The sequence below is a fragment of the Bacteroides sp. 44_46 genome (assembly GCF_001915465.1).
GTDB lineage: Bacteria > Bacteroidota > Bacteroidia > Bacteroidales > Bacteroidaceae > Bacteroides > Bacteroides clarus.
In genome coordinates, this window is the sequence record NZ_MNQO01000013.1 from 227,093 (window position 1) to 253,034 (window position 25,942).

22 protein-coding genes are annotated in these 25,942 nt (G+C 44.7%); 8 read left to right on the forward strand and 14 right to left on the reverse strand.

Annotation, left to right across the window (positions count from 1 at the left end; translation table 11 throughout):
• Position 1 precedes the first annotated feature (1 nt).
• From BHV73_RS06115 to BHV73_RS06125, 3 genes are all read right to left on the reverse strand, one after another.
• Positions 2-1,228 (reverse strand): DUF4493 domain-containing protein, encoded by a 1,227-nt coding sequence (locus BHV73_RS06115; RefSeq protein ID WP_286737364.1) that lies wholly within the window; start codon positions 1,226-1,228, stop codon positions 2-4.
• A 10-nt stretch (positions 1,229-1,238) separates the two neighbouring features.
• On the reverse strand, positions 1,239-3,929 hold the full coding sequence (locus tag BHV73_RS06120) for a DUF4493 domain-containing protein (RefSeq protein ID WP_286737365.1): 2,691 nt from the start codon (positions 3,927-3,929) through the stop codon (positions 1,239-1,241).
• Between the two features lie 197 nt (positions 3,930-4,126).
• Positions 4,127-7,096 carry a PEP/pyruvate-binding domain-containing protein gene (locus BHV73_RS06125; protein ID WP_195620799.1) on the reverse strand — a complete coding sequence of 990 codons (2,970 nt, stop codon included), beginning with the start codon at positions 7,094-7,096 and terminating at the stop codon, positions 4,127-4,129.
• A gap of 289 nt (positions 7,097-7,385) precedes the next feature.
• Between BHV73_RS06125 and gdhA the strand changes: the two genes are divergently transcribed.
• Together gdhA and BHV73_RS06135 are read left to right on the forward strand one after the other, a co-directional pair.
• Positions 7,386-8,723, forward strand: coding sequence for an NADP-specific glutamate dehydrogenase (gdhA, locus tag BHV73_RS06130; protein ID WP_009123247.1), 1,338 nt, complete (start codon positions 7,386-7,388; stop codon positions 8,721-8,723).
• A 150-nt stretch (positions 8,724-8,873) separates the two neighbouring features.
• A complete protein-coding gene (locus BHV73_RS06135; RefSeq protein ID WP_196052805.1) occupies positions 8,874-10,037 on the forward strand; it encodes a M24 family metallopeptidase in 1,164 nt (387 codons plus the stop codon).
• Between the two features lie 213 nt (positions 10,038-10,250).
• On the opposite strand, the gene BHV73_RS06140 is transcribed toward BHV73_RS06135, so the two are convergent.
• The gene (locus BHV73_RS06140; RefSeq protein ID WP_196052804.1) at positions 10,251-11,249 is read right to left on the reverse strand and encodes a DUF3843 family protein; all 999 of its coding nucleotides are present in this window, start codon (positions 11,247-11,249) and stop codon (positions 10,251-10,253) included.
• Positions 11,250-11,288: 39 nt separating this feature from the next.
• The gene (ruvA, locus tag BHV73_RS06145) at positions 11,289-11,891 is read right to left on the reverse strand and encodes a Holliday junction branch migration protein RuvA (protein WP_009123250.1); all 603 of its coding nucleotides are present in this window, start codon (positions 11,889-11,891) and stop codon (positions 11,289-11,291) included.
• Positions 11,892-12,057: 166 nt separating this feature from the next.
• Between ruvA and BHV73_RS06150 the strand changes: the two genes are divergently transcribed.
• Entirely contained in the window at positions 12,058-12,957 is a 900-nt protein-coding gene (locus tag BHV73_RS06150) for a diaminopimelate dehydrogenase (RefSeq protein ID WP_009123251.1), read from the forward strand.
• Between the two features lie 108 nt (positions 12,958-13,065).
• Here the strand turns inward: BHV73_RS06150 and rseP are convergent, their stop codons facing one another.
• The 7 genes from rseP to tsaB all read right to left on the reverse strand — a co-directional run bounded on the left by rseP (position 13,066) and on the right by tsaB (position 19,988).
• Positions 13,066-14,406, reverse strand: a complete 1,341-nt coding sequence (gene rseP, locus BHV73_RS06155; protein ID WP_087412682.1) for an RIP metalloprotease RseP — start codon at positions 14,404-14,406, stop codon at positions 13,066-13,068.
• Between the two features lie 30 nt (positions 14,407-14,436).
• A complete protein-coding gene (locus BHV73_RS06160; protein ID WP_162609567.1) occupies positions 14,437-15,594 on the reverse strand; it encodes a 1-deoxy-D-xylulose-5-phosphate reductoisomerase in 1,158 nt (385 codons plus the stop codon).
• Positions 15,595-15,659: 65 nt separating this feature from the next.
• Entirely contained in the window at positions 15,660-16,529 is an 870-nt protein-coding gene (locus BHV73_RS06165) for a M23 family metallopeptidase (protein ID WP_087412684.1), read from the reverse strand.
• Between the two features lie 49 nt (positions 16,530-16,578).
• Positions 16,579-17,115, reverse strand: coding sequence for a ribosome maturation factor RimM (rimM, locus tag BHV73_RS06170; RefSeq protein WP_022219007.1), 537 nt, complete (start codon positions 17,113-17,115; stop codon positions 16,579-16,581).
• Between the two features lie 23 nt (positions 17,116-17,138).
• Positions 17,139-18,443, reverse strand: coding sequence for a UDP-N-acetylglucosamine 1-carboxyvinyltransferase (gene murA, locus BHV73_RS06175; RefSeq protein WP_009123256.1), 1,305 nt, complete (start codon positions 18,441-18,443; stop codon positions 17,139-17,141).
• A 110-nt stretch (positions 18,444-18,553) separates the two neighbouring features.
• Positions 18,554-19,174 carry a DUF4290 domain-containing protein gene (locus tag BHV73_RS06180; RefSeq protein ID WP_022219008.1) on the reverse strand — a complete coding sequence of 207 codons (621 nt, stop codon included), beginning with the start codon at positions 19,172-19,174 and terminating at the stop codon, positions 18,554-18,556.
• Between the two features lie 121 nt (positions 19,175-19,295).
• A complete protein-coding gene (gene tsaB / locus BHV73_RS06185) occupies positions 19,296-19,988 on the reverse strand; it encodes a tRNA (adenosine(37)-N6)-threonylcarbamoyltransferase complex dimerization subunit type 1 TsaB (protein WP_022219009.1) in 693 nt (230 codons plus the stop codon).
• A 234-nt stretch (positions 19,989-20,222) separates the two neighbouring features.
• Between tsaB and BHV73_RS06190 the strand changes: the two genes are divergently transcribed.
• The 5 genes from BHV73_RS06190 (at position 20,223) to BHV73_RS06210 (ending at position 23,007) form a co-directional block, all read left to right on the forward strand.
• A complete protein-coding gene (locus tag BHV73_RS06190) occupies positions 20,223-21,101 on the forward strand; it encodes a YicC/YloC family endoribonuclease (RefSeq protein WP_087412685.1) in 879 nt (292 codons plus the stop codon).
• Between the two features lie 72 nt (positions 21,102-21,173).
• Positions 21,174-21,737 (forward strand): guanylate kinase, encoded by a 564-nt coding sequence (gmk, locus tag BHV73_RS06195; protein WP_087412686.1) that lies wholly within the window; start codon positions 21,174-21,176, stop codon positions 21,735-21,737.
• Complete coding sequence (locus BHV73_RS06200; protein WP_022219011.1) at positions 21,734-21,943, forward strand: hypothetical protein; 210 nt, start codon at positions 21,734-21,736, stop codon at positions 21,941-21,943. Before gmk ends, BHV73_RS06200 begins: the two co-directional genes overlap by 4 nt.
• Positions 21,944-21,997: 54 nt before the next feature.
• Positions 21,998-22,564: a nicotinate (nicotinamide) nucleotide adenylyltransferase gene (gene nadD / locus BHV73_RS06205; protein WP_009123263.1), complete on the forward strand. Its 567-nt coding sequence runs from the start codon at positions 21,998-22,000 to the stop codon at positions 22,562-22,564.
• A gap of 5 nt (positions 22,565-22,569) precedes the next feature.
• Complete coding sequence (locus tag BHV73_RS06210) at positions 22,570-23,007, forward strand: DUF6078 family protein (RefSeq protein WP_087412687.1); 438 nt, start codon at positions 22,570-22,572, stop codon at positions 23,005-23,007.
• Between the two features lie 185 nt (positions 23,008-23,192).
• Here the strand turns inward: BHV73_RS06210 and BHV73_RS06215 are convergent, their stop codons facing one another.
• Together BHV73_RS06215 and BHV73_RS06220 are read right to left on the reverse strand one after the other, a co-directional pair.
• The gene (locus BHV73_RS06215) at positions 23,193-24,431 is read right to left on the reverse strand and encodes a GTP-binding protein (protein WP_087412688.1); all 1,239 of its coding nucleotides are present in this window, start codon (positions 24,429-24,431) and stop codon (positions 23,193-23,195) included.
• Positions 24,432-24,551: 120 nt separating this feature from the next.
• Entirely contained in the window at positions 24,552-25,889 is a 1,338-nt protein-coding gene (locus BHV73_RS06220) for an NADP-specific glutamate dehydrogenase (RefSeq protein ID WP_009123266.1), read from the reverse strand.
• Positions 25,890-25,942 lie beyond the last annotated feature (53 nt).

A 25,942-nucleotide genomic window follows, 5' to 3' on the forward strand; every position in this document is an offset into this window, starting at 1 on the left:
ATTAGTTGCCGGTAATCAATGTCAACGTTTCTTCTGTTACCACGTTGTTTTGATCAACTGCTTTGATTATGAACTTGTGCGTACCGGAACCTAAACCGGCAAGCAATGGAACGAAAGTTGTAATATTGAATTCTAATGATTTCTGTCCGATTACCTGATCTGCAACAGGGAATCCTAAACTACCTAATCCTTCTTGCAATTCTTCCGGATAAGCAAGATCAAAGCTCTTTTTCAAGCCTACTCCGGCCAATTCGTCTTCGGTAAGAACTTCCGAGTCAATCGTCACATACAAATGTGTCAAACGATTAGAAGCAGTAATATCCACTACACACGTCAGTTGGCCACTGGAAGGAACTTTTTGGGCTTCTTTTATATCAAAACCACGCCCTGTAATAGTAGGCTTAGTTTTATCTTCTTCTTCATCATCAGGGATTGTTTCCTCACCAGCTATGATGTTATAATTTTTATCAATAATTGTCACACTTAAATCTACTTTCATTTTTAAAGATACCAAACCGGAATCTTCGATAACATCTTCACTCACATTTGTTAATGTAAAGTTAATGTTCACTGCACTGCCTGATGTCGCAGAGTATGTTTTAGTAAAGTTTTCTTTATAGGTATCCACTGTACCGTCAAAGATTACATAGACCACTGTAATTTCACCTTTTGCAGGTGCAAAATAGATAGGATTGTTGATGGCCTCTTCAATATCTGAATAAGTATGGGAGTTCTCTCCAACAACTATGGTAACGGTAACATCTGTCCCCAAAAATTTTTTAAGGGCTTCATCGAAAGTAACCACCGCTTTTATGTTTTTCATTTCACATGTAATCGGTTTTACTTCTGTAATAGCACTTGGCTTAATACTGAAGACTTCCGAAGTCCCTTCAAAATATGCTTTCGTATCCACCTGTTTTAATTGATGGGACATTGCTTTGATATAATAATCACCGGATAATACACTGATTAAGTCCGGAATATCTTTATAAGTCCATGATTCTACTAAACTATTGTCTTTTGTGTATAATGAAACAATGTATTCATCGGTATTTGTAACAGAACGTGCTGTAGGAGCTTCTGTTACTTGTACGTTTAAAAGTTCTTTTAAACGTATATCCACCATTTGAGGATCGCCTCCTTCTGTATATTCTACTTTTTCTCTATCACATGCAATAAAACTGATTAGAATACAGCATAAATAAAAAAAGGTGTATAGTTTCTTCATATCTATATAATTAATAGATTAATTCAATATCGTCAATATATAATTCGGAGCCGGTAACACAGGCTTGAGCTTTGCTTTCTGGGCTTGTAACACTTGGATTATCAATTTTTTCTTCGCTCGTTAACCAATCTTTTCCACCAATAGAAGAACAAAACATTATACATATATTATCTGGTTTTTCACATCCTACTGATGGGTATTGGATATCAAGAGTTTTTGTTAATATATTAGCTGTTTCATCCAAATCTAATTCAAGATATTCTTTATCCTTTAATATACTTTTAGAACCTTTCCGTAGCATAATTCTTACATATCCTTTGTCGGTGGTAAGCCCACTTGTTTTGGATGTATATTTGTATTTAAATTTTAATTGAGAAGGACGATTAAAGAAAGGATATCCTTCATTTACTATATCTTTTTCGTTTTGATATGAATAAGAACCTAAAAATAATCGACCTGCAGATTGTTGTAAGGTTATTGATGGAGTATTTAATTGTTCAAATCCAGGAAAACTGGCATAACATTCGTTTTTATTTATAAAATATCCAATACTACCTAATGGGGAAATATCGCCTCCTACTCCACTCCAACTTACATTCCTTATTCTTACATATGTGTTATCATCAATTATGACTTTATCTGTAGAGGGTACAATATACCAAGTATTAACAGCATTTCCTGTTAAATTTGGCATTGTTTTTTCATTTACATTTTCCCATGCTACAGGCGTATTTACACTTAATGTTGTTTTTTGATATTCTTCTGTTGTTGTATATCCAGAAAAATCGAATCCAGCAGCTCCTCGTTTTGCCCATGGGCCACCTTTATTTATAGTTGTCCCGTTGTAACGTCCAGAAGTCCATTCGTTAAATGTTGGATTGGGCAACTGTATTTTTGCTTCTGTTAGTAAGGAGTATTCTACATTATTTGTAACCTCTCCACCTTCATTGCATATTCCGACTATGGTATATGTAACTCCAGGTTCTAATCCACTCCACAAGTATGTATTTCCTTTTCGCGTAGTTGATATTTCAGAACCGTTGTATGTCAATTTTAAATATTTCAGTACTGCATTTTGAGCTTCTACTGTGTTAGCTTTTACCTGTAAAGTTGCTTTCCGTGCCCAGATGTCATTCTCATCAGCCGTAATAGTAAATTCTGGTATATGGTAGCTCAATGTCTGTTCTTCAGAAATTTTACTACCATATCGTGCGCGTACTACTAAGTTTCTATGTATTTCGGGCAACTTCTTGATTTTTACTTTATGTTTTTTGACCTCTTCTGTATTATCGCTTACCCATTCGGTGGTAGCTTTTACCCATTCGCTCGCTTCATTTTTGTATTCAAAGATAACATTATTAACATCCTGTTCTCCTGTAATGCCGGATGTTAAGAGGTTAATTTCTGCTTCGGCTTCAGTGCTTCCAATAAGTACCGTTTTGGCAATTGCAGGGAATGAGAATTGATTGCTTTGCAAAGTAGTAGTAAAGGAGAGTTCCGTTTCATGTACTACACCTCGTTTATCCACTGCACGTAGGGTAAACTTACTGGATTCGTCATTATCTCCGGTACATACCATATTCATTATTAATTGTGTAAAGTCAATCAATGCCAACCGTTCTATCTTTCCATCCTCCAGTCCGAGAAGACGTAGTCCTTTGTCTACTACTTTCTGTTTCATCGCTTTGGCGGCATCACTTGTAGGCACAAGCTTCACTAAACCATCTATTCCTACTGGTTCAGAATTCAAATAAGGAGATTCTATAAGTAAATCACACTCTCTGATACCTGCACGGGCATTTAAAGTAACTTTCATTGATTCCGGTTGAGAACCTTCACGTAAGGTAATAGTTTGACCGTTATCAAAACCTTGCGCAGTAAATTCCGGAGCTTTTAAATTGAGCGATGCGTCCGAAATATCTATTGTTACAACCTCTTCGGATTTGACGGTATTATAGGTAATGTTCAATGTTCCACTTCCCGTATCACCACCATTTACATCGACTTGAATAATGTAGTGCTGGCGTGCTTCGGTCTCATCAATATCCAGTAGTCTTAAAGTTTGTCCTATACCATTTTGTTTTTTTACTTTTGCTTCAAGTTGTAAACTGCCGGGCTTTAAATAGACAGGACGTTGGTCGTCTTTTGCAATATCAATAGTTGTGCCGGTGTTTGAACGGGCCTGCATCTCAAATGTTGTAAAATACTTTTGAACAGCTTCTGAACAAATCACGGTAAGCTGTACATTGGCTATGTAGCAGGTGATGTCAGCAGTGGTATTCTGATTCTCAAGGATCTGGATATTTGTACTTCCTTCATAGTAGGCAGCATTAAAACCTTCTTTCTTTTCGTCACCATAGTAGGCCTTCAGCGTGTAATTGCCAATAGCTATTTTCTCTCCTTCTTTAAAGTCTGCATAAGAATCCCAATGCTTCACTTCTGCCTTTTCATTGGATAAAGATAATGAAAATGATGACGCTTCCGGTACTTCTTCCATACGGGTGGTCGTAATAGCCGATTGCTTATCGGATTGACCGCGTGTATCGGATGAACTGCCTACTTCTATCATGCTTGGATTAGCGGATAGTTGTATGTTCATTGTGCCATAACCTGTAGCATGTCTTTCGTCTTGTTCGCATCCCGCGAATAAAACTGATATTATGACAAACAGAGTTAAAATAGTTGTGTATTTTTTGCCCATTGACAATACTTAATTATCTTTTTTACCTATTAAAACTTGAAACTGGGCGCAAAGATACTGTTTTTTGGCAATAAAATAACCGTGTAAAGCTCTATTTTACAGCGATAAATGAAAAATGGGACATCATTTGTCCCATTTCCTACAAAAAAAGAAAAGTTGATTAATGTACTTTTTAGCTTATTTTTAATTATAAAATGTTACGGTTCGGGTAGTAATACTATTCCTTGCTTTTTCTTTCCGTCCATCTTAGCTGTTATCGGATGTTCAAAGTGTACATGACGCAGGTATTTGGTCTCATGTACAGCAGGTTGCGCATTCAGAAAGTCTTGATTATATACACCGTCATTTATAAACGCGTTGATTGTGAAATAACCGACACCGAAAGAAGTCAGGTTCTGAAAAAAGTGCGTTCCCTGGCTGGGATCGACACGATAGTTTGTCAGCCCGGCTTCTACAATAATACGTGCTGCACTGATATGAGGCCATTTTACAGGAATGCCGAGCCATGTATCGCTACTGCCCCAGCGGCCCGGGCCTATCAGGACGTAGTTCTTTCCTTCGTTCAAGAATTGCTGGTTCAGTTTTTCTATCTCCCAGGCTATTTCCTGATTGTGGGAAGCGCTGTAATCATCGGTTTTTACGTAAATTACATCCTGCAATTCATTCATTATTCCATGTCCTAATGAATTGTTGGAACGGAGCAATAGTTGTTCATCGGGAATGGCTGTAAGGTCCTCATCAAGCATTTCCTTACTATCGACAATCGGACGGATTTGTAACAGATAGAATGTGCCGGTCTTGTCTTTTTCCCGGCTCATGGTAGCTGCGAATTCGATTTCAACAGGGCGGCGCATTTCCTGCTGTCCGTATTTCAATGCCAATTGTAAGATACGGGGTAGTGGGAATACATCATGCTGCAAGATATTGGCAAAGGTGATCACTTTACGCCCACCCGGATATAAACCGTCACGGATTATCTGGTCGTAAGGGTCATAGGTGGAAGCTATATAATTGAGGGAACCGTCTTTCTCAGCCTCTTTAACATGTAATTTCAATAGGTTGAAACCGTCATCAATGGAGAAGTTATGACCGGCATTACGCAGGTCGAGCGCATAAAAACGTGTTTGGGTTTCTTTTAGTGCAATCTCCATCTCGCTGGTTTGCAAGACCTGGTTGGGGTGATAGGGAGAGAAACGAAGTGTCATACCGCCGTCTACAATATATTTACCCAATCCGAGTGCCAGATTGACAATGCCCTCTTCCGCCTTTTCATCTCCGATAGGGTAGTAGTTGAGCGAGCGTGCTACACCCGACATGGATGGATAGTAACGGTCGCCATACTGATTTCCGACTACCTCTTGCAGGATGACTGCCATTTTCTCCTGGTCGATAACGTTGCTTGTTGCTTGCATATAGGCTTTTGAATCGCGGAAATATACAGAAGCGTAAACTCCCTTGATGGCATCGCTGAGCATGCGGAGCATTTCATACTTGTCGTCCAGATAAGGAATCATATAAGTATTGTATATTCCGGCGAAAGGCTGGTAATGCGAATCTTCCAATAGTGAGGAAGAACGGATAGCGATAGGGGATTTTACTACATCAAAGAAAGTGAAAAAGTCCTCAACCAAGCGGTCGGGCAGTTTGGCTTTCAGGAAGTATCGTAAAATCAAATCATCATCCGCATCAGAGAGGGCTATTTGATACAGATTGTTGGTATCCATGAACTCGTCGAATACATCCGTACAAAGCACTACCGTTTTGGGTATAGCGACGCGGGCATTCTCAAATTCGTCGAATTCCGGATGGTGCTTCACCATATTGTCAATGAATGCCAGGCCACGTCCTTTACCGCCCAATGAACCGTCGCCAATGCGGGCGAAGTTCGAGTAGCGGTCAAAGCGGTCACGCTTAAAGACAGCCACCACACCCTGATTCTTCATCTTGCGATACTTTACGATTGCCTCGAAAATGATTTTACGGTGGGCATCTACATCCTGAAGACTGTTCCAGGTAATAGGTTTCAAGAACTCGCCAATGGGGAACATGGCACGCGAATAGAGCCAGCGGCTCACATGATTGCGGCTGATATGATAGAGGAACGACTCTGCCGGAACCGCAAAAAGGATGTTTTGGAGTTCTTTCAAGTTTTTGACGCGGGCAATCTCTTCCAGCGTATCGGGATTACGGAAGATGAAGTCGCCGAAACCGAAATTGTCCGATACGATACGTCGCAGGTCTACGTCCATCTTCTTGGAGTTTTTATCGATGAAAGACGCATCATATTTAGCTGCGTACGAAACGTTATCCGATTCGGAAGATTGTATAATCAACGGGACAAACGGATCTTCCTTTCGTATGGCGGCGCATAACTTGATACCGGCAAGCGCGTCTTTTTCACCACGTTCTACACGGGGGAAGCGAACGTCTGTGATAACTCCCAGTATATTGTTTTTGTATTTTTCGTATATGCCGATTGCTTCATTATAGGTACGCGCAAGGACGATTTTAGGGCGCCCTCTCATGCGTAGCGTACGTTGGTGGGCATTCAGCGCTTCGGTAGAAAATTCCTGGCTCTGCTTCAATACGAATTTATAAAGATTGGGCAGGATAGAGGAGTAGAAGCGGATTCCGTCCTCTACCAGAAGAATAATCTGTACGCCCACTTCACTGACGTCATGCTCCAGATTCATTTTGTCCTCAATCAGTTTGATGATGGACACCAGTAAATCGGTATTTCCCAACCAGCAGAAGATATAATCGAACGAACTGAGGTCCTCGTTGGCAATACGTTTGGTAATGCCATGACTGAACGGCGTTAGAATTACCATGGGAATATGCTCGTATCGTCCTTTGATGGTTCGCGCTACGTCAAATCCCTCGTTATCTCCTGTTCCCGGCATACATATGATAAGGTCGTATGGCATGGACGATAGTTGGGCCAGCGCTTCCTCGCAAGTAGATACCTGTGTAAAGCGCGGCGGGTAACGCAGGGAGAGCGAGGTATATTCATTGAAGATTTTTTCGTCGATACGGCCATCGTCTTCCAGCATGAAAGCATCATAAGGGTTGGCGATTAAAAGCACATTGAAGATACGTCGTGTCATGAGGTTTGCAAACTGCGTATCTTTGAAATAGAGCTGATTTAGTTTAAACTTACTAAGCATGTTTTCTCATGGTTTATTAGTTCGGAGGACAAAAGTAGCAATTTAAATGAAGAATGAGGAATGAAGAATGAAGAATTACCTTTGCAAGACACTTGTACGGCGCTGTTCGATTCTGTTTTTGTTATTCTTTATAATTTATGAGATTTGACGTTTTATTATTATTTAATCAAAATATTGCCGTGAAGTTTAGGTGTTTTGAAAAGTTTTCCTATATTTGCAATGTTGTTTATTGACATTTTGCTCGAATGATTATTGAATAACGAGGTAAGAACCTTTAAAACGTAATATTATGAATATCGAACGTATCATGTCCTCTTTGGAGGCAAAGCATCCCGGCGAGTCTGAATATCTTCAAGCCGTAAAGGAAGTACTTCTTTCTATCGAAGATATCTACAATCAGCATCCTGAGTTCGAGAAGGCAAAGATTATAGAACGATTGGTTGAACCTGACCGTATTTTTACTTTCCGCGTTACGTGGGTAGATGATAAAGGCGAGGTGCAGACGAACCTCGGTTATCGTGTACAGTTCAATAACGCCATCGGTCCGTACAAAGGCGGTATCCGTTTCCATGCTTCTGTAAATCTCTCTATTCTGAAATTCTTGGGATTTGAACAAACCTTCAAAAATGCGTTGACTACTCTGCCTATGGGGGGTGGTAAAGGTGGTTCCGATTTCTCTCCGCGCGGTAAGAGCGATGCGGAAGTGATGCGTTTCTGTCAGGCTTTCATGCTTGAATTATGGCGCCATCTTGGTCCGGATATGGATGTGCCTGCCGGTGATATCGGTGTGGGCGGCCGTGAAGTGGGCTATATGTTCGGTATGTATAAGAAGCTGACGCGTGAGTTTACGGGAACTTTCACCGGTAAAGGGTTGGAATTCGGCGGCTCATTGATACGTCCTGAAGCAACAGGATTTGGCGGATTGTATTTTGTACATCAGATGTTGGAAACCAAAGGTATCGATATTAAAGGTAAGACGGTTGCCATCTCCGGTTTCGGAAACGTGGCTTGGGGAGCAGCTACCAAAGCTACCCAGTTGGGGGCGAAAGTCATTACTATTTCAGGTCCCGACGGTTATATTTATGATCCGAACGGTATCAGTGGCGAAAAGATAGATTATATGTTGGAACTTCGTGCATCGGGCAATGATATTGTAGCTCCGTATGCCGATGAATTCCCGGGTTCTACTTTTGTTCCGGGTAAACGTCCGTGGGAAGTGAAAGCCGATATTGCTTTGCCATGTGCAACGCAGAATGAGCTGAATGGTGAAGACGCACAGCATCTGATTGATAATAAGGTGACTTGCGTAGGTGAAATCTCCAATATGGGATGTACGCCCGAAGCCATCGACCTATTTATCGAAAACAAGATTATGTATGCACCGGGTAAGGCTGTGAATGCGGGCGGTGTGGCTACCAGTGGTTTGGAAATGTCACAGAATGCTATGCATATCAGCTGGAGCGCAGCCGAAGTGGATGAAAAACTTCATGCCATTATGCACGGTATCCATACCCAGTGTGTGAAATACGGAACCGAACCTGACGGTTACATTAACTATGTGAAAGGCGCTAATATTGCCGGTTTCATGAAAGTAGCCCATGCCATGATGGGTCAGGGAATTATCTAAGGAAAAACTTTGTTTAGTTGTATTTGTATTTGTGGTTTGTGCTGCCCCGGCCTGCGAAGGTGTGGGCAGCATCTTTTTTAATGATGGGCGGTTAATGATTAATCACTATTTTTCTTACCTTTGCATTCCAGAATAATAAATAACAAAGAGATGTTACAACCGGAATTGAAATTAAGACGTGATAAGATACGTGCTCTCATGGTTCAGCAAGGCATTGATGCTGCTCTTATCACCTGCAATGTAAACTTAATCTATACGTACGGTCGCGTTGTCAGCGGATATTTATATTTGCCGTTGAATGCTCCTGCGCGTTTGTTCATAAAACGCCCTAATGATATCGAGGGCGAACATATCCATCCTATCCGTAAGCCGGAACAAATTACCGAATTGTTGAAGGAATGTGGTTTGCCTTTGCCTGCTAAGTTGATGCTGGAAGGTGATGAATTATCCTTTACGGAATATAATCGCTTGGCTGCCTGTTTTCCCGAAACAGAGGTTGTGCCTTGCGGTACCGCGTTGGTTCGTCAGGCTCGAAGCGTAAAGACTCCGATAGAAATTGAAATGTTCCGTCGTTCCGGAGCTGCTCATACAAAGGCGTACGAACAGATTCCCTCGGTTTATCAGCCGGGAATGACCGACCGTCAGCTATCCATTGAAATAGAACGGTTGATGCGTTTGGAGGGATGTTTGGGGATATTCCGCGTATTCGGACAGAGTATGGAGATTTTTATGGGAAGTCTTTTGGCCGGTGACAATGCGGCGGTTCCCTCTCCGTATGATTTTGCATTGGGCGGTAAAGGGCTCGATCCTTCCTTGCCGGGCGGTGTGAGTGGTACTCTCCTGCAAGCGGGACAGTGCTTTATGGTAGATATGGGTGGAAATTTCTATGGCTATATGGGTGATATGAGCCGTGTATTTTCCATAGGCAGGTTGCCGGAACAGGCATATACCGCGCATCAGACGTGTATAGAAATACAAGAGGAGATTGCGGCGATGGCAAAACCGGGAACTGTTTGTGAAGATATGTACAACAAAGCCATTGAAATAGTAACGAAAGCCGGTTTTGCGGATTACTTTATGGGAGTAGATCAAAAAGCGAAATTCATAGGTCATGGCATTGGCCTGGAAATAAATGAAATGCCCGTATTGGCGCCCCGTATGAAGCAGGAGTTGGAGCCGGGTATGGTCTTTGCCCTGGAACCCAAAATCGTTTTGCCCGGTATAGGTCCTGTCGGAATTGAAAACTCATGGGCTGTAACAACCGATGGTTTGGAGAAACTGACTTTGTGCAAAGAGGAAATCATAGAATTATGATAAACAATAAGCGGTTAGCGATTAGTGATAAGTGATTAGCTGGCAATTATGCCGTATGGCAATCACTAATCACTTATCACTAATCGCTAACCGCTTATCACTCACTTCACCCTTCTGTTCAATTGGTTATTAGCCTTGGATGGTTTTGATTTACCGATTCTCTTTCCTGTAGGTTTGGCTTTATTGTTTCGATTGGGGTGCGATTGTGTGTTTTTACTCACCTTCATAATATTCACATAGATAATAACGGGCGATAAAGTCCCAATTTTTCTGTAATACTTCTTTGCCGTTGGTAAATGGAAACTGCACGTCAGGTAATATTCCTTTGAGCATACCGTACTTTATTAAGTCGAACGGGCAGGTTCCCGGACGGCAAAAGAGTTTGTAGCCTTCGGCAGCAGCGCGTTCGGCATTGTACATCGGGTTGTGCCCTTCACAAAAATAGGCGGCTACATTATGGGCTATTAGCATGCCTTTGGCATTGGCGTATATTACGAATTCTTTCTTATACTCTAAGTCGGGGAGTAGAGCGGAAGGAGTATCTTCCCATCTCAGGACTTCAACAAAGAATTTGCAGAGTTCTTTATAGGTAGCAAAGTATAGTAAAGATTTGCCACCGCTGTATTCCAGGCAATGTTCAACATCCTTGCTCAATTTTGTTTCAGGAGTGATTTCCGGAAGAGGAGTGGAAGGCATATCTAACAAATCCGGTCCCATTACCCATAAAAATGAAGAGGGTTCTTCGTTGATAGGCGCTTCTTCAAATTCTTCATCCATCAGTTTATAAACTTCTTGAGCCAAATCCAGCAAGTCCTTATCATACGGATCTTGCAATGTGTATTCATCCGGTCCATAGAGTGCGAAGTGGGATTTTAATGTCCACAGTACAAATGCAATGTCTTCCGGATTGATTTCATCGGGGATGTAGCTGTCGGATAACCGATAGAAAGGAAGATACGTATTATACAGCGCATAATATGATTCGGTGAATGTTTTCCAACCGCCGGTCTGGGCAATTACATCTTGAAAATACATACAGAGCGAGACCGTGGCGTCTTTTTGCACATAGTCGTTTTCCTTAAACAGAGGAGATTGTTGTACTAGCGGGAAGATACTCGCTGCAAATTTGAGATACCATTGGTCGCCGGGTAGCACACGCGTGCGCTCATTGGCGCCCAACCATTGTTTCATGAGAATAGGAACTGGCTTCATTGTTTGTTTGCTTTTAATGTGTGAATAATATGTATGGGGTTATAATCTTTTCAGAGCCAGTTTGATAACCTGTTCTACCGGTGCATTGGCATCTTCCTTTAGGATGGCCATTACTACTTTTTGCGAAGGAGCTTGTGCGAATCCCAACATTGTGAGGGCGGCCACAGCTTCTTCTTGTACTTGCGCATTGGCGGCAGTAAAGGCAGGACCGGTTATATCGGCCGCTCCGGAAACCATTCCACCGGTTTTTATTTTATCTTTTAAGTCAACTATCACACGCTGGGCTGTTTTTAAACCGATTCCTTTCACCGTTTTCAGCAGATTGGCATTCTCCGTGCTGATAACATTTATCAACTCGGAGGGGGATAAGGCTGAAAGAATCATACGGGCCGTATTGCCACCGATACCTGATACGGAAATCAACAGCAGAAACAACTCACGTTCTTGCTTGTCTGCAAAACCATAAAGGATATATGCATCTTCACGGATAGCTTCATAAATATATAGTTTGCAGCTTTTTTTTCCTTGTATGGCGGCATATGTGTTCAAGGAGATATTTGCGGCATACCCCAAACCGTTACAGTCTATAATTGCGCTTGCCGGACTCAACTCGGCAATTTCACCTTTAATGTATTCTATCATATAATTATTATTCCTATTCTGCGAATGTAGGAATTATTATTGACTTTTAGTCTCTAAAAAAAGAAAAACTCTGTGAAACTTGAACTCTTCTATACTAAGATATAAATGAAAATGCTTACTTTTGCGCTCATAAAATAGAAAGTTGATAACTAAAATCGATAAAAAGATGAAAAAAGTAAGAGCAGCCATCGTTGGTTATGGCAATATCGGACATTTTGTACTTGAGGCATTACAAGCGGCTCCTGATTTTGAAATAGCCGGAGTAGTACGTCGTGCGGGGGCGGAGAACCGTCCTGCGGAATTGAGTGAGTATTCCGTTGTGAAAGATATTAAAGAGCTGAAGGATGTGGATGTGGCCATCCTTTGTACTCCTACACGTAGCGTTGAGAAATATGCAAAAGAGATATTGGCGCTTGGAATTCACACGGTAGACAGTTTCGATATTCATACCGGCATTCCGGCATTACGTCGTACCCTGGATACTGAAGCGAAAGCTCATAACACTGTTTCTATTATTTCTGCGGGTTGGGATCCGGGAAGCGATTCCGTTGTACGCACCTTGCTGGAAGCTATTGCGCCGAAGGGAATTACTTATACCAACTTCGGTCCGGGTATGAGTATGGGACATACGGTGGCGGTAAAAGCCATCGAAGGTGTAAAAGCTGCCCTCTCAATGACTATTCCTACCGGTACGGGTATACATCGCCGTATGGTCTACATCGAACTGAACGACGGTTACGAATTTGAGAAAGTAGCTGCCGCTATCAAGGCCGATCCGTATTTTGTAAATGATGAGACGCATGTGAAACTTGTTCCGAGCGTAGACGCGTTGCTCGATATGGGACATGGTGTAAACCTGACCCGTAAAGGCGTTTCAGGAAAAACGCAGAACCAGTTGTTCGAATTCAATATGCGTATCAATAATCCTGCGCTTACCGCGCAAGTGCTGGTATGTGTGGCGCGTGCCGCAATGCGTCAGCAACCGGGTTGCTATACAATGGTTGAGATTCCGGTTATCGACCTTCTGCCGGGCGACCGCGAGGAGTGGATTGCACACTTGGTATAAGAATATAAAAAAACAGATGATGCGTTTATATGAAATGCACCATCTGTCAGTACTGAACACATCATCTGTTTGACCATAACAGACGATGTGTTTTTTTGTATCTTGTTATCAGAAGAAGAACCGGAGTATATCGTTAAAGTTTGCCCAAATTAGCAGGCCGAATAACAGGAACATTCCCACCATTTGTGCACGCTCCATAAACTTATCGCTGGGTTTGCGACGTGCTACAATCTCGTAGATGAGGAACAAAACATGTCCGCCGTCCAATGCCGGAATGGGCAGAATGTTCATGAAAGCGAGTATAATCGAAAGGAATGCCGTCATGTACCAGAACTGATACCAGTCCCATGTTGCAGGGAATATACTGCCGATTGTTCCGAAACCGCCAAGTTGCTTGGCGCCCTCTTTAGAGAAAAGATACTTCATCTGGCTGACATACCCTTTCAGCGTATTTACCCCCAGAGTAACTCCGGCAGGAATAGACGCGAAGAAACTATATTCTTTCTTGACAACAGGCAGCAGCTTGTTTGTCTGCAGGGATGCGGCGATGCCGATTTGATATAAAGAATCTGCAGTCAGCGTTACGGTATCCGCTACTCCGGCTCTGACGTAAGTCAGGGTGAGGAGACGGCCGGTACTGTCGTCAGCCGCTTTTTGCCGGTTCTGCATTTCTTCTTTAAAGTCGAAGTAAGCGATATTGCGTCCGTCCAATTGCGTGATGCTGTCACCCGGTTGTAATCCGGCAAGTGCGGCAGGCTGTCCCGGCATAATACTGTCAATGACAAACGGGTAGCGGAATGAAGCGAAGCGAACACTGTCGGCAAGCAGGCGTTCCATCATATCTTCGGGAATGTATACGGATGCTTCCTGTCCGTCACGCAATACGGTAACCTGACGTGCATCGACGATGCTTGTCAGCATATCGCCTCCATAGCGTTCAAAAGGAACGCCGTCGGCGGAAACTAATATATCACCGTCACGGAAACCGATCGCTTTAGCCGTTTCGTTGAAGTCCATACCCAGCGGAGCTTTCTGCAAAGGTACATATTCGTCTCCCCAGGTAAAGAGTATCATGGAGTAGATGAACAACGCCAGCAGGAAATTGAACAATACACCGCCTACCATAATCAGCAGACGTTGCCATGCCGGTTTGGCACGGAATTCCCACGGTTGTACAGGCTGTTTCATCTGTTCGGTATCCATGGATTCGTCTATCATACCTGCGATTTTGACATACCCGCCTAAAGGTAACCAACCGATGCCGTATTCTGTTTCACTGTTTTTCGGTTTAAACTTGAACAGAGTGAACCACGGGTCAAAGAATAAACAAAATTTTTCCACTCGTGTCTTAAATAAGCGGGCGAAGAGGAAGTGCCCGCCTTCATGGATTATTACGAGCAATGAAAGGCTCATTATAAGTTGCAGGGCACGAATCAAGAATGTTTCCATCTAATTATTTACTATTTTATTATTTACAATTTAATTTTTAACTATCAGTTCTTTGGCTATTCGTCTGGCTTCTGCGTCAGTTGCTACATAGTCTTCGTAAGTAGGTTTCTGTATAAAAGAGACGCGTGTCATTGTCTTCTCAATGACATCGCTCATGCCGAGGAACGATATTTCGTCCCGTAAGAAAGCGGCTACTACCACTTCATTGGCGGCATTGACGATACATGGCATATTTCCTGCGCGATGCAAGGCTTCGTATGCCAGCGCCAGATTACGGAAACGTTTCGTATCCGGTTGCTCGAAAGTCAGGTCTGTACATAGCTTGAAGTCCAGTCGGGGGAAAGACGCTTTCAGGCGTTCCGGATAAGAGAATGCGTATTGAATGGGCAGTCGCATATCCGGCATTCCCAACTGTGCTTTTACCGCTCCGTCCTCAAACTGTACCATCGAGTGAATGACGGATTGCGGATGTACCACTACTTCTATCTGGTCGGGGCGTACGCCGAACAGCCATTTTGCTTCAATCACTTCAAAGCCTTTGTTCATCATGGAGGCAGAGTCTATTGTGATTTTGGCTCCCATATCCCAATTGGGGTGTTTCAAAGCCTGTGCTTTGGTTACGGTGGCAAGCTGTTCCATTGTACAAGTGCGGAACGGACCGCCGGAGGCTGTCAGTATAACTTTCTCGATGGGATTGCCTACCTCTCCGGCTAAACACTGGAATACGGCGGAATGTTCGGAATCCACCGGTAGGATAGGAGTGCCGCTGAAACGCGCCAAGTCATTGATGAGTTCGCCTGCTACGACTAATGTTTCCTTGTTGGCGAGGGCTATCACTTTGCGCGCGCGAATGGCGTTCATGGTCGGCTTCAGTCCGGCATAGCCCACCATGGCGGTCAGTACCATGTCGATAGGAGCTTCCGCTACAATTTGGCATAAAGCTTCTTCACCGGCATACACTTTAATCGGCAGGTCGGCAAGCGCGTCTTTCAGTTGTTGATATTTCGTTTCGTTTGCTATTACCACTGCTTCGGGCTTGAACTTGCGAGCCTGGGCAATCAGATCATCTACCCGGTTATTAGCAGTCAGTACATAGGCTTCGTATTGGTCGGGATGTTCCTCTATGACCTGTAATGCCTGTGTACCGATAGAACCGGTAGAGCCAAGTATGGCAATTTGTTTCTTCATCAGCTTTATGATTTCAGATTTATAAATTATACCTTATATCTTACTTTATATTTTATTTCTCATTCTCAAAATACAATATAAAGTTCCGGATTCACCGCCCTTCCTTTGTGCCACAACTCGAAGTGCAGATGCGGTCCGGTTGTCAGTTGTCCGGTATTTCCTACCAGAGCAATGGCTTCTCCGCCTTTTACGGTATCGCCTTCACGTTTCAACAGAGAACCGCAATGCTTGTAGACGGATACAAAATCCTGATTATGCTGTACTTCTATCAAATAACCGGTTTCGGCCGTGTAGGTGCTCAGAATGACCGTTCCGTCCAGAGTAGCCAATACGCTTTCTCCCGGATTGGCGGCTATATCCGTTCCGAAGTGTTTCTTTTCGGCATTGAAGGGAGATGAAATCATACCGCGGGTGGGACGGTAGAATATCAGTCCGTCTACTTCGGGGCGTGAGGTGATACTTGTCAGGTTGTATTTTTCCGTTTCTTCGTACTGTTTACGGAATTCAGCCTCGCGTTGCGTACGTTCCATGAGTGAATCTTCCCGTACAGTCGTCAGCGAGTCAATGGAATGAACCGTATCGGCTTTTATTCTACCCTGGAAAATATCCTGAATATTCATTATGTACAGGTTTTGCCTGTCCACCAGTTGCTGGAGTGAATCCACACGCAAGGCGTTCTCTACGACCTGTGCGCGAATTTCACTGTTCATATATCCGGGCAGGTAATTGCGCAACGGAGTGAAAGCGACAATCAGAGAGGCGATAAGAAAGAGTACCGTCAGTACGGAAAGCAGTACGGAGATTCCGTTCAGTTTGGACACACGTAATGTGACAATATCCTCGAGGGTATTCTCGTTCGTAATGGTCAGCCTGTATTTGAACTTGATATTACTCCAGAAGGCTTTTCTTCTTTTTTTCTTCTTATTCGCTGTCACTTATAAACTTTTCTATTTATACTTTGAACCTTACACTTTACTGCCTTATTTACACCTCTTCCGTATCGTCCAAAGCGAGTAATCCTTCCGGTAAGTCTACCGTAATAACCTTATGCTTTTGGTCGATGTCCATAATAAAATCTTCCTGTGCCGGAATCAGCAATTCTTCTCCTTTATAATCTACCACGAACAAAGTGTTGATGGTAGAAGTATCTACATCCGTTACTTCACCCAGTTTGCCGTGATGCGCTTCTTCCATACGGAAACCTACGAAGAAATCCCAACTGAGTTCTCCCGGTCCGGCTTCTTCGGCATGTTTCACTGGAAAATAAACCTCAATGTTGGTAAACATCCGTGCGCGTTCCGCCGTATCTACTCCTTCGAGTTTGACGAGAGCCGTGGTGTCTGAGCGAAAACGGTATTCTTCGATAAAGAACGGTACGAATATCCCGTCCAGCAAGCAAATGAGATATTCAGCCTCTACACGGTCGAAAATATCATCCGTAAAGGTGAATGACAATTCTCCGTGAATGCCGTGAGGTTTGTTGAATATACCTATTTTATATACTTCTTCTTTTCGTATCATCTCGTTTTATCGCCTTATCACGTTTATATTCTCGTTATTCTCGCTCCGAGCGCATTCAGCCGTCCTTCTATGTTCTGATACCCCCGGTCTATCTGCTCGATGTTATGAATACGGCTGATACCGTCGGCGCTCATGGCGGCTATCAGCAAAGCGATGCCGGCACGGATATCCGGTGACGTCATATTACCGCCACGCAGTTTGAAGCCGTGATTATGTCCGATTACTACGGCACGGTGCGGGTCGCACAGAATGATTTGCGCTCCCATATCTATCAGTTTATCCACAAAGAAGAGGCGGCTCTCAAACATTTTCTGATGAATCAACACACTGCCTTTTGCCTGTGTGGCGACTACCAGTAATACGCTCAGCAAGTCCGGTGTCAGGCCGGGCCAGGGAGCGTCGGCTATTGTCATGATAGAACCGTCGATAAAGGATTCTATCTGATAGGTGTCCTGTGCAGGTACATGGATATCATCACCCCGTTGTTCCATTTTGATGCCCAAACGCCGGAAACTGTCGGGGATGATACCTAAGTTTTCGTGCGAAACGTTCTTGATGGTTAGCTCGCTTTTCGTCATGGCCGCCATACCGATAAAGCTTCCTACTTCAATCATGTCCGGAAGAATGGTATGGTCTGTTCCATGCAGTTCGTCTACCCCCTCGATGGTGAGCAGATTGGAAGCGATGCCTTCTATTTTTGCGCCCATACGGTTCAGCATCCGGCATAGCTGTTGTATGTAAGGCTCGCAGGCGGCATTGTAAATGGTTGTTTTACCTTTCGCCAGTACAGCCGTCATTACGATATTGGCGGTTCCCGTTACAGATGCTTCGTCCAGCAACATATAGCTTCCCTGCAACTGCCGGGCGGATATTTCGTAGACTTCCCGCCTTTCGTTGTAAACAAAGTCGGCTCCTAAATTCCGTATACCGATGAAATGTGTATCCAAACGGCGGCGTCCTATCTTGTCTCCGCCCGGTTTGGAAATCATAGCCTTGCCAAAGCGCGCCACCATTGGTCCTACGAGCATAACCGAACCGCGCAGGCTGGAGCATCTTTTCAGGAACTCGTCGCTCTCCAAATAGGCAAAATCAACATTGGCCGCTTGGAAGCTGTATGTATCGATGCCTTTTTTCGATACGTTCACTCCCATATCCCGCATCAGTTGAATCAGGTTATTCACGTCCAGAATATCCGGTATGTTGTGCACTGTCACCTCTTCGGCGGTGAGCAGCGTGGCGCAGATAATCTGCAACACCTCGTTCTTCGCTCCTTGAGGATAAATATCACCGGAAAGGCTGTGTCCGCCTTCTATTACAAATGAGGCCATGGAAGTAGTGGTTAGTGATTAGCGGTTAGTGATTAGTGATTAGTGGTGGAAGGGTGATGTCGTATGGCATTAAAAGCTAATCACTGACCACTAATCGCTAATCACTTTATTTAGTATTTTCTTTTATTATTTCTATTGTTATTCCTGTTGTTCTGATTATTCATTTTCGGACGATAATTCTGCTCGATCCGTTCAGACATAAGGCGGAGAAGGCTATCGGTCATTTGCAGTTTGCCGTCGGACAGTTCTGCAAGGTCGTCCGCTATTTTGCGGTCGTCGATAGTATCTTTATTCCAGGACATATAGTCTTTCTTCATGTGGTTGCATATCAGTGCAACGAGATTTTGTTTCTCGTCTCCTTCGGGGAAGTCAATGGCTTTCTTAATCAGTACTTCCAAAGTACGGCCGTAGTGGCGGTAACGTATTTTGGTACTGGGATAAGGGACTGTTTCCGGTTTGGTTTTCAAATTATCTTTGCGGATAATTTCGTATGGATAATCAATGTCCAGCTTGAAGTCGGACATGATGGCAAGATGGTCCCAAAGTTTATGCTTGAAATCGGGTACATCACGCAAGTGGGGAAACATATTTCCCATGATGTTGATAATCGTGTTTGCACAACGTTGACGTTCGGAGCGGTCTTCGATTGTCAATGCATGGTCTACCATGTTTTGGATACTACGTCCGTATTCGGGCAAAGGCATCCGTTTTTGTTGAGTATTATATTGCATAATCTTTTAGTAATTAACGATTAATGATTAGTGATTAATGATTAGTGATTAGTGTTTAGCGATTAGTAGGCTGCGCTATTATGCCGCATGGCATTAATCACTAATCACTAAACACTAATCACTAAATAAGTTTTTTCGGTTGGCTCGCTACGAACTCTTTCAAATAGAACGGTTCGAAGTAGGCGACGTCTTTAAAATCTTCTTCGGCTATTGCCTTTTCCGCCAGTGGAAACATCATGCTTGCCAGTGGACGGATGCCGTCGATGAAATGCGCATTGGGATGGACTATCTTTTCTTTGCATTTGGCCGCACCGTCACCGAAGAAGTAGACGGGAGACTTATCCAAGAACTCCCGGTATGAGTTTTCATCTACAATGTCCGCTGCTATGTCACGTACGGGTTTCAGTGCGCGGTCGTACACGGCGGCGTACACTTCCATGCGCCGGGCGTCAATCATAGGGCACAGCAATGCATCTTCCGGTAAATCGTCGTGATAAAGCAACACCGGCACACATTGCACCTTCAGGGTAGGAAGGCCGATGAGAGGCAGGTTCCGGCCGTAACAAACGCCTTTCGCCATGGATACACCGATGCGTAATCCTGTGTACGAACCGGGGCCGCAACTTACGGCAACGGCATCCAGCGGCATGGCATGGCTGTCGGCAAACGACAACGCCTCGTCCACGAATACTCCCAATGATACTGCGTGTGAAGGACCGTTCAGGTCTTCTTTTTTGAAAACGTTCTGCCCGTCTTCGCTCACAGCTACGGAGCAGGCTGAAGTGGACGTTTCAATGTGCAAGATACATGACATAACTTCTATTCTGAATTTTATTGTGGCAAATTTACGTGATTTGTTTCGATTACACAAGTTGTTTGTAGGAAAGCTTGGTTTGACATTTGCTCAAAGAATTCTCAATGAATGCAATAAATAATCATTGAGAATAGCTATCTTTGTCGGATATTTTGGAGAAGAGTTACGGGCGAGAGAGATTTACGCGGATTGTAACTCTTTGATAATTAGCTAAGAAAATAAAATTATACTGTTATGATACAATCTATGACAGGCTATGGCAAAGCAACTGCCGAATTGCCCGATAAGAAAATCAATGTTGAAATTAAGTCGCTCAACAGCAAAGCTATGGATTTGTCTGCGCGTATCGCTCCGCTTTACAGGGAAAAGGAAATGGAAATCCGCAATGAAATATCCAGGATGCTGGAACGCGGCAAGGTCGATTTCAGCCTTTGGATTGAAAAGAAAGATGCGGAACAACTGGCCACTCCTATCAACCAGGAGTTGGTAGAGGCGTACTATAAGCGGATTAAGGAGATTTCCGCGTCTGCCGGTATCCCCGAACCTGCCGATTGGTTTGCTACACTGCTTCGTATGCCGGACGTAATGACGAAGAATGAAACGCAGGAATTGAGTGACGAGGAGTGGGCGGTGGTTCACGTAGCGGTAGAAGAGGCTATCGGGCATCTGATAGATTTCCGCAAGCAGGAAGGCGCGGCGTTGGAGAAGAAGTTCCGTGAGAAAATCGGGAATATAGCCCGGTTGCTTGAGTCGGTCGCCCCGTACGAGCAGGAACGGGTAGGAAAGGTCAAAGACCGTATCACGGATGCCCTTGAAAAGACATTGAGCGTAGATTATGATAAGAACCGTTTGGAACAGGAACTTATCTACTATATTGAGAAACTTGATGTCAATGAAGAGAAGCAACGTCTTTCCAATCATCTGAAATACTTTATCAGCACGCTCGAGAGCGGCAGCGGACAAGGCAAGAAGTTAGGCTTTATCGCGCAGGAGATGGGACGCGAAATCAATACTTTGGGCAGTAAATCCAATCACGCTGAAATGCAGAAGATTGTAGTGCAGATGAAAGATGAGTTGGAGCAGATTAAGGAACAAGTCCTGAATGTGATGTAAGGAACAAGTCCCGAATATTCATGCAGCGTATTAAATAGTAAATTGTCAATCGTCAAATAGCAAATACCATAGATGGGTAAACTGATTATATTTTCCGCCCCCTCCGGTTCGGGCAAGTCCACAATTATCAACTATCTGCTGACGCAGAACCTGAACCTGGCTTTTTCTATCTCCGCAACCAGCCGTCCGCCACGCGGCGCCGAACGGAATGGTGTGGAATATTTCTTCCTCACTCCCGAAGAGTTCCGGAGCCGCATCGCCAATGATGAGTTTCTGGAATACGAAGAAGTGTATCAGGACCGCTTTTACGGAACGCTGAAAGCGCAGGTGGAAAGGCAGTTGGCGGCCGGACAGAATGTTGTATTCGACGTAGATGTAGTGGGCGGTTGTAATATCAAGAAATTCTACGGAGAGCGTGCCTTGTCCGTTTTTATCCAGCCGCCCTCGGTGGAAGAACTGCGGAAGCGTTTGGTAGGTCGCGGCACGGATGCTCCCGAAGTAATCGAGAGCCGTGTGGCGAAAGCCGAATACGAACTGGGTTTCGCGCCGAAGTTCGATACGGTGATTGTGAACGATGATTTGGAGACGGCTAAAGCGGAAGCTTTAAAAGTAATAACTCAATTCTTGAACCGATGAAGCGGACCAAAATCAAAAAGCTATCGCCGAGAGCCAATAAGCTCCTGTTAGTCCTGAATATCGTTCTGTTCCTGGGAGCTATTGTTTTGGCTATATTGAATGTCGACCTGAAGGAGTACACTCCGGCCGCAGCCATGCTCATCGTGATGTTCATAAGCGGCGTAAATATTTACGGCTGTTGGAAGCGTCTGAAAGGAGAACTTTGACAGCATAGTCTCCGGCATTTTTTAATTCTCAATTCTTAATTTTCAATTTACCAAGTGAATATAGGTATTTTCAGCGGTTCGTTCAATCCGGTACATATCGGACATCTGGCTCTTGCCAATTATCTTTGTGAATACGAAGGGTTGGATGAGGTTTGGTTTATGGTGACACCGCATAATCCGCTGAAAGAAGAAGTTTCTCTGATGAGCGATGAGCTTCGCCTGAAGCTGGTGCGGCTTGCCATCGAGGGGTATCCCAAGTTCCGGGCTTCCGATTTCGAGTTTCATCTGCCGCGCCCGTCTTATACCGTCCATACGCTTGATAAATTGAAACAGGCTTACCCGCAAGATACTTTTCACCTTATCATAGGTTCTGATAACTGGGCGCTCTTTTCCCGCTGGTATCAGTCGGAGCGTATTCTTGCGGAAAACTTTATTCTTATTTATCCCCGTCCCGGTTATGCGGTGGACGGGAATACTTTACCTCAAAATGTAAAACTGGCCTCTTCGCCCACATTCGAAATAAGTTCTACCTTTATCCGCCAGGCGATGGAAGAGGGCAGGGACGTGCGCTATTTCCTGCATCCGGCTGTCTATGAAGCGTTGAGACAAACTAATCTGTAAAATAAATGAATAACTTAGAGAATTCGCAGGCGCCTTACAACTTCGGTGTATGTGCCTCTGCCGATTGTACGAAACGCTTTACCTGCCTGCGTTATATAGCCTTGCAGAACGCTTCCCCGCAATATCCGTTCCTGCCTACGCTTAGTCCCCGGAAGTTGGAGTCGATGAAAGGAGAGTGCGAATATTACCGTCCGAATACGCCGGTGCGTTACGCCCGCGGTTTCACCCGGGTGGCAGAGTTGCTGACGGTTCGGGTGGCGGGCACATTCCGCTTGCGGCTTATTTCCTACTTCGGACGTAAGAACTATTACCTCGCCCGTAAAGGGGAATACCTTATCGACCCTACCGCCCAGCAGTACATTGTCAGCCAGGCGGAAGCTCTCGGCCTGCGGCTTGATGACTACTTCGACGAGTATGTAGAACGGTATGACTGGTGGGGATAGCCGGCTGGAATGCAGCGTAATGTGACTGCACTATGGCGGGAACTCCGGTTTCCTCAAAGGGAAACGTCAGTTTCCTACGGTAGAAACTTCGGTTTCCCTGCTTGGAAATTCGGGTTTCCTTTAAGGGGGACGGGCGTTTCCATTAGGGAAACAGCCGTCTTCTCCGGTGGAAACGGAAATGCGCCTTATTCAAGGCATTCGTCGAGGTCGCGTATAATCTGCTCTTTGTCCATGTGCTGTCCTATGAAGACTATCTTCTGCATACGGTCTCCGTACTTTTCATCCCAGTCACGCATCAGGCCGGGTTCCTGACGCATTAATTCAATCAGGTCTTCTTCGGGTGCTGTGGCATACCACAAGCCGGCTTCGGTCAGTTGCTTCTGGGCGCCTGCCTGTTCAAAGAGGTAGGACATGTCGCGGTTGTGGCTGAAATAGCATACGCCTTTGGCACGGATGATGTTGCGGCTCCATCTGGTGGCGATGAAGTGGTCGAATTTGTGAATGTCGAATGCCGGACGGCGGTAGTAAACGAAAGTGCCGATGCCGTACTCTTCCACTTCGCCCCCTTCGTGATGGTGATGATGGTGTCCGTGCGCTTCGTGACGGTGCTCGTGTTCTTCGTGAGGATGCGCATGTCCGTCTTCATGGTGGCGGTGATGTCCGTGCGCTTCTTTCTCTTCCTCTTCGGTGGCCTGTTTCTCTATTCCGCGAATCCATCCCGCCGAAGTAGCCACCCGTTCAAAGTCGAACATGCCTGTATGGATAATCTTCTTTAAATTCACATCCGCGTAATTGCATTCGATGATTTCGGCCGCGGGTTGCAGGGTACGTATAATCAGCTTGATGCGTTCCAGCTCTTCGGGCTTTACTTCCGCCGCCTTGTTCAGAAGAATGATATTACAGAATTCAATCTGCCGGATGATAAGATTTTCAATGTCTTCCTCGTCAATCCCTTTCCGGGTAAGGTCGTCGCCGCAGGAGAATTCGTTTTGCAGGCGCAGGGCGTCCACTACGGTAGTGATGCAGTCCAAGCGGCAGATGCCATACTTGGTGTACATGCCGCCCAGGCGGGGAATGGAGCAGATGGTCTGCGCGATGGGTTCCGGTTCGCAGATGCCGCTGGCTTCGATGACGATATAATCGAAACGCTCCATCCGCATGATTTCGCCTATTTGCTCTATCAAGTCCGTTTTCAGCGTACAACAGATGCAACCGTTCTGAAGCGCAACGAGGCTTTCGTCTTTCTTGCCCACAACGCCGCCTTTTTGGATGAGGTCTGCATCGATGTTTACCTCGCCTATGTCATTGACAATAACCGCGAATCTGATACCTTGTTTATTGGCGAGAATATGGTTTACCAAGGTCGTTTTGCCACTGCCCAGATAACCGGTAAGGAGCAGTACGGGAATTTCTTTTGTTGTCATATCGTTTTGAAATCTCTTTTAACGGGGAGTAAATGTAGACAATATTATTAAATAAAAAAATAGAGGCGGGGAACATTGTATCTTCCCGCCTCTGTTTTATTATACTATGGCTGTCTGTTCTTACAGAATACCTTGTGCCATCATGGCTTTGGCTACTTTCATGAATCCGGCAACGTTAGCGCCCTTCACATAGTTCACGTAACCGTTCTCTTCCGTACCGTATTGCACGCAAGCGGCGTGGATATTCTTCATGATGCTTTTCAGCTTCTCGTCTACTTCTTCGGAGCTCCAACCCAGTTTGATGGAGTTCTGAGTCATTTCCAGACCCGATACCGATACACCGCCGGCGTTGGCCGCCTTACCCGGAGCATACAGAATCTTGGCTTCCTGGAATACTTTGATGGCTTCGGGAGTAGAAGGCATGTTGGCGCCTTCGGATACCGCCATTACACCGTTGGCGATAAGTTTTCTGGCATCGTCACCGTTGATTTCATTCTGAGTGGCGGACGGCAAGGCAATATCCGCTTTTTCACTCCAGGGACGTGCGCCTTCTACGTATTTAACGCCCGGATATTGCTCTGCATATTCGCGGATACGTCCACGGTAGAGGTTCTTCAACTCCATGATGTAATCCAGTTTTTCACGGTCGATACCTGCGGGGTCGTATATGTAACCGTCGGAGTCGGACATCGTTAAAACTTTACCGCCCATTTCCAATACTTTCTCGGCAGTGTACTGGGCTACGTTACCCGAACCGGAAATCAGGCAGGTCTTACCTTTAAGGTCTGTGCCTTTGGTTTTCAGCATTTCCAGCAAGAAGTAGATGTTACCGTAACCCGTAGCTTCCGGACGGATCAGCGAACCGCCGAATTCGCGGCCTTTTCCTGTAAATGTTCCGGTAAACTCGTGGGTCAGCTTCTTGTACATACCGAACATGAAACCTACTTCACGGCCGCCTACACCGATGTCACCGGCGGGAACGTCAGTCTCGGGACCGATGTGACGCCACAGTTCCAGCATGAAAGCCTGAACGAAGCGCATAACCTCTGCGTTTGACTTGCCGCGCGGAGAGAAGTCCGAACCGCCTTTACCGCCACCCATAGGCAGGGTAGTCAGTGAGTTTTTGAAAGTCTGTTCGAAAGCAAGGAATTTCAGAATGGACAGGTTCACGGAAGCGTGGAAGCGGATACCGCCTTTGTACGGACCGATGGCGTTGTTGTGCTGTACACGGTAACCCATGTTGGTTTGTACGTTACCCTTGTCATCCACCCAAGTAACACGGAATTGGTAAACGCGATCGGGGATGCAAAGACGTTCAATCAGATTGGCTTTGTCAAACTCCGGATGTTTGTTGTACTCTTCTTCAATGGTAGAAAGAACTTCTTCTACTGCCTGATGATACTCCGGTTCGTTGGGGAACCGTCTTTTCAAATCTTCTAATACCTTAGCTGCATTCATAATCTATTTCTTTAAATTGGTTACATATTTGTGTTATAAAGTGGTGATGCGGT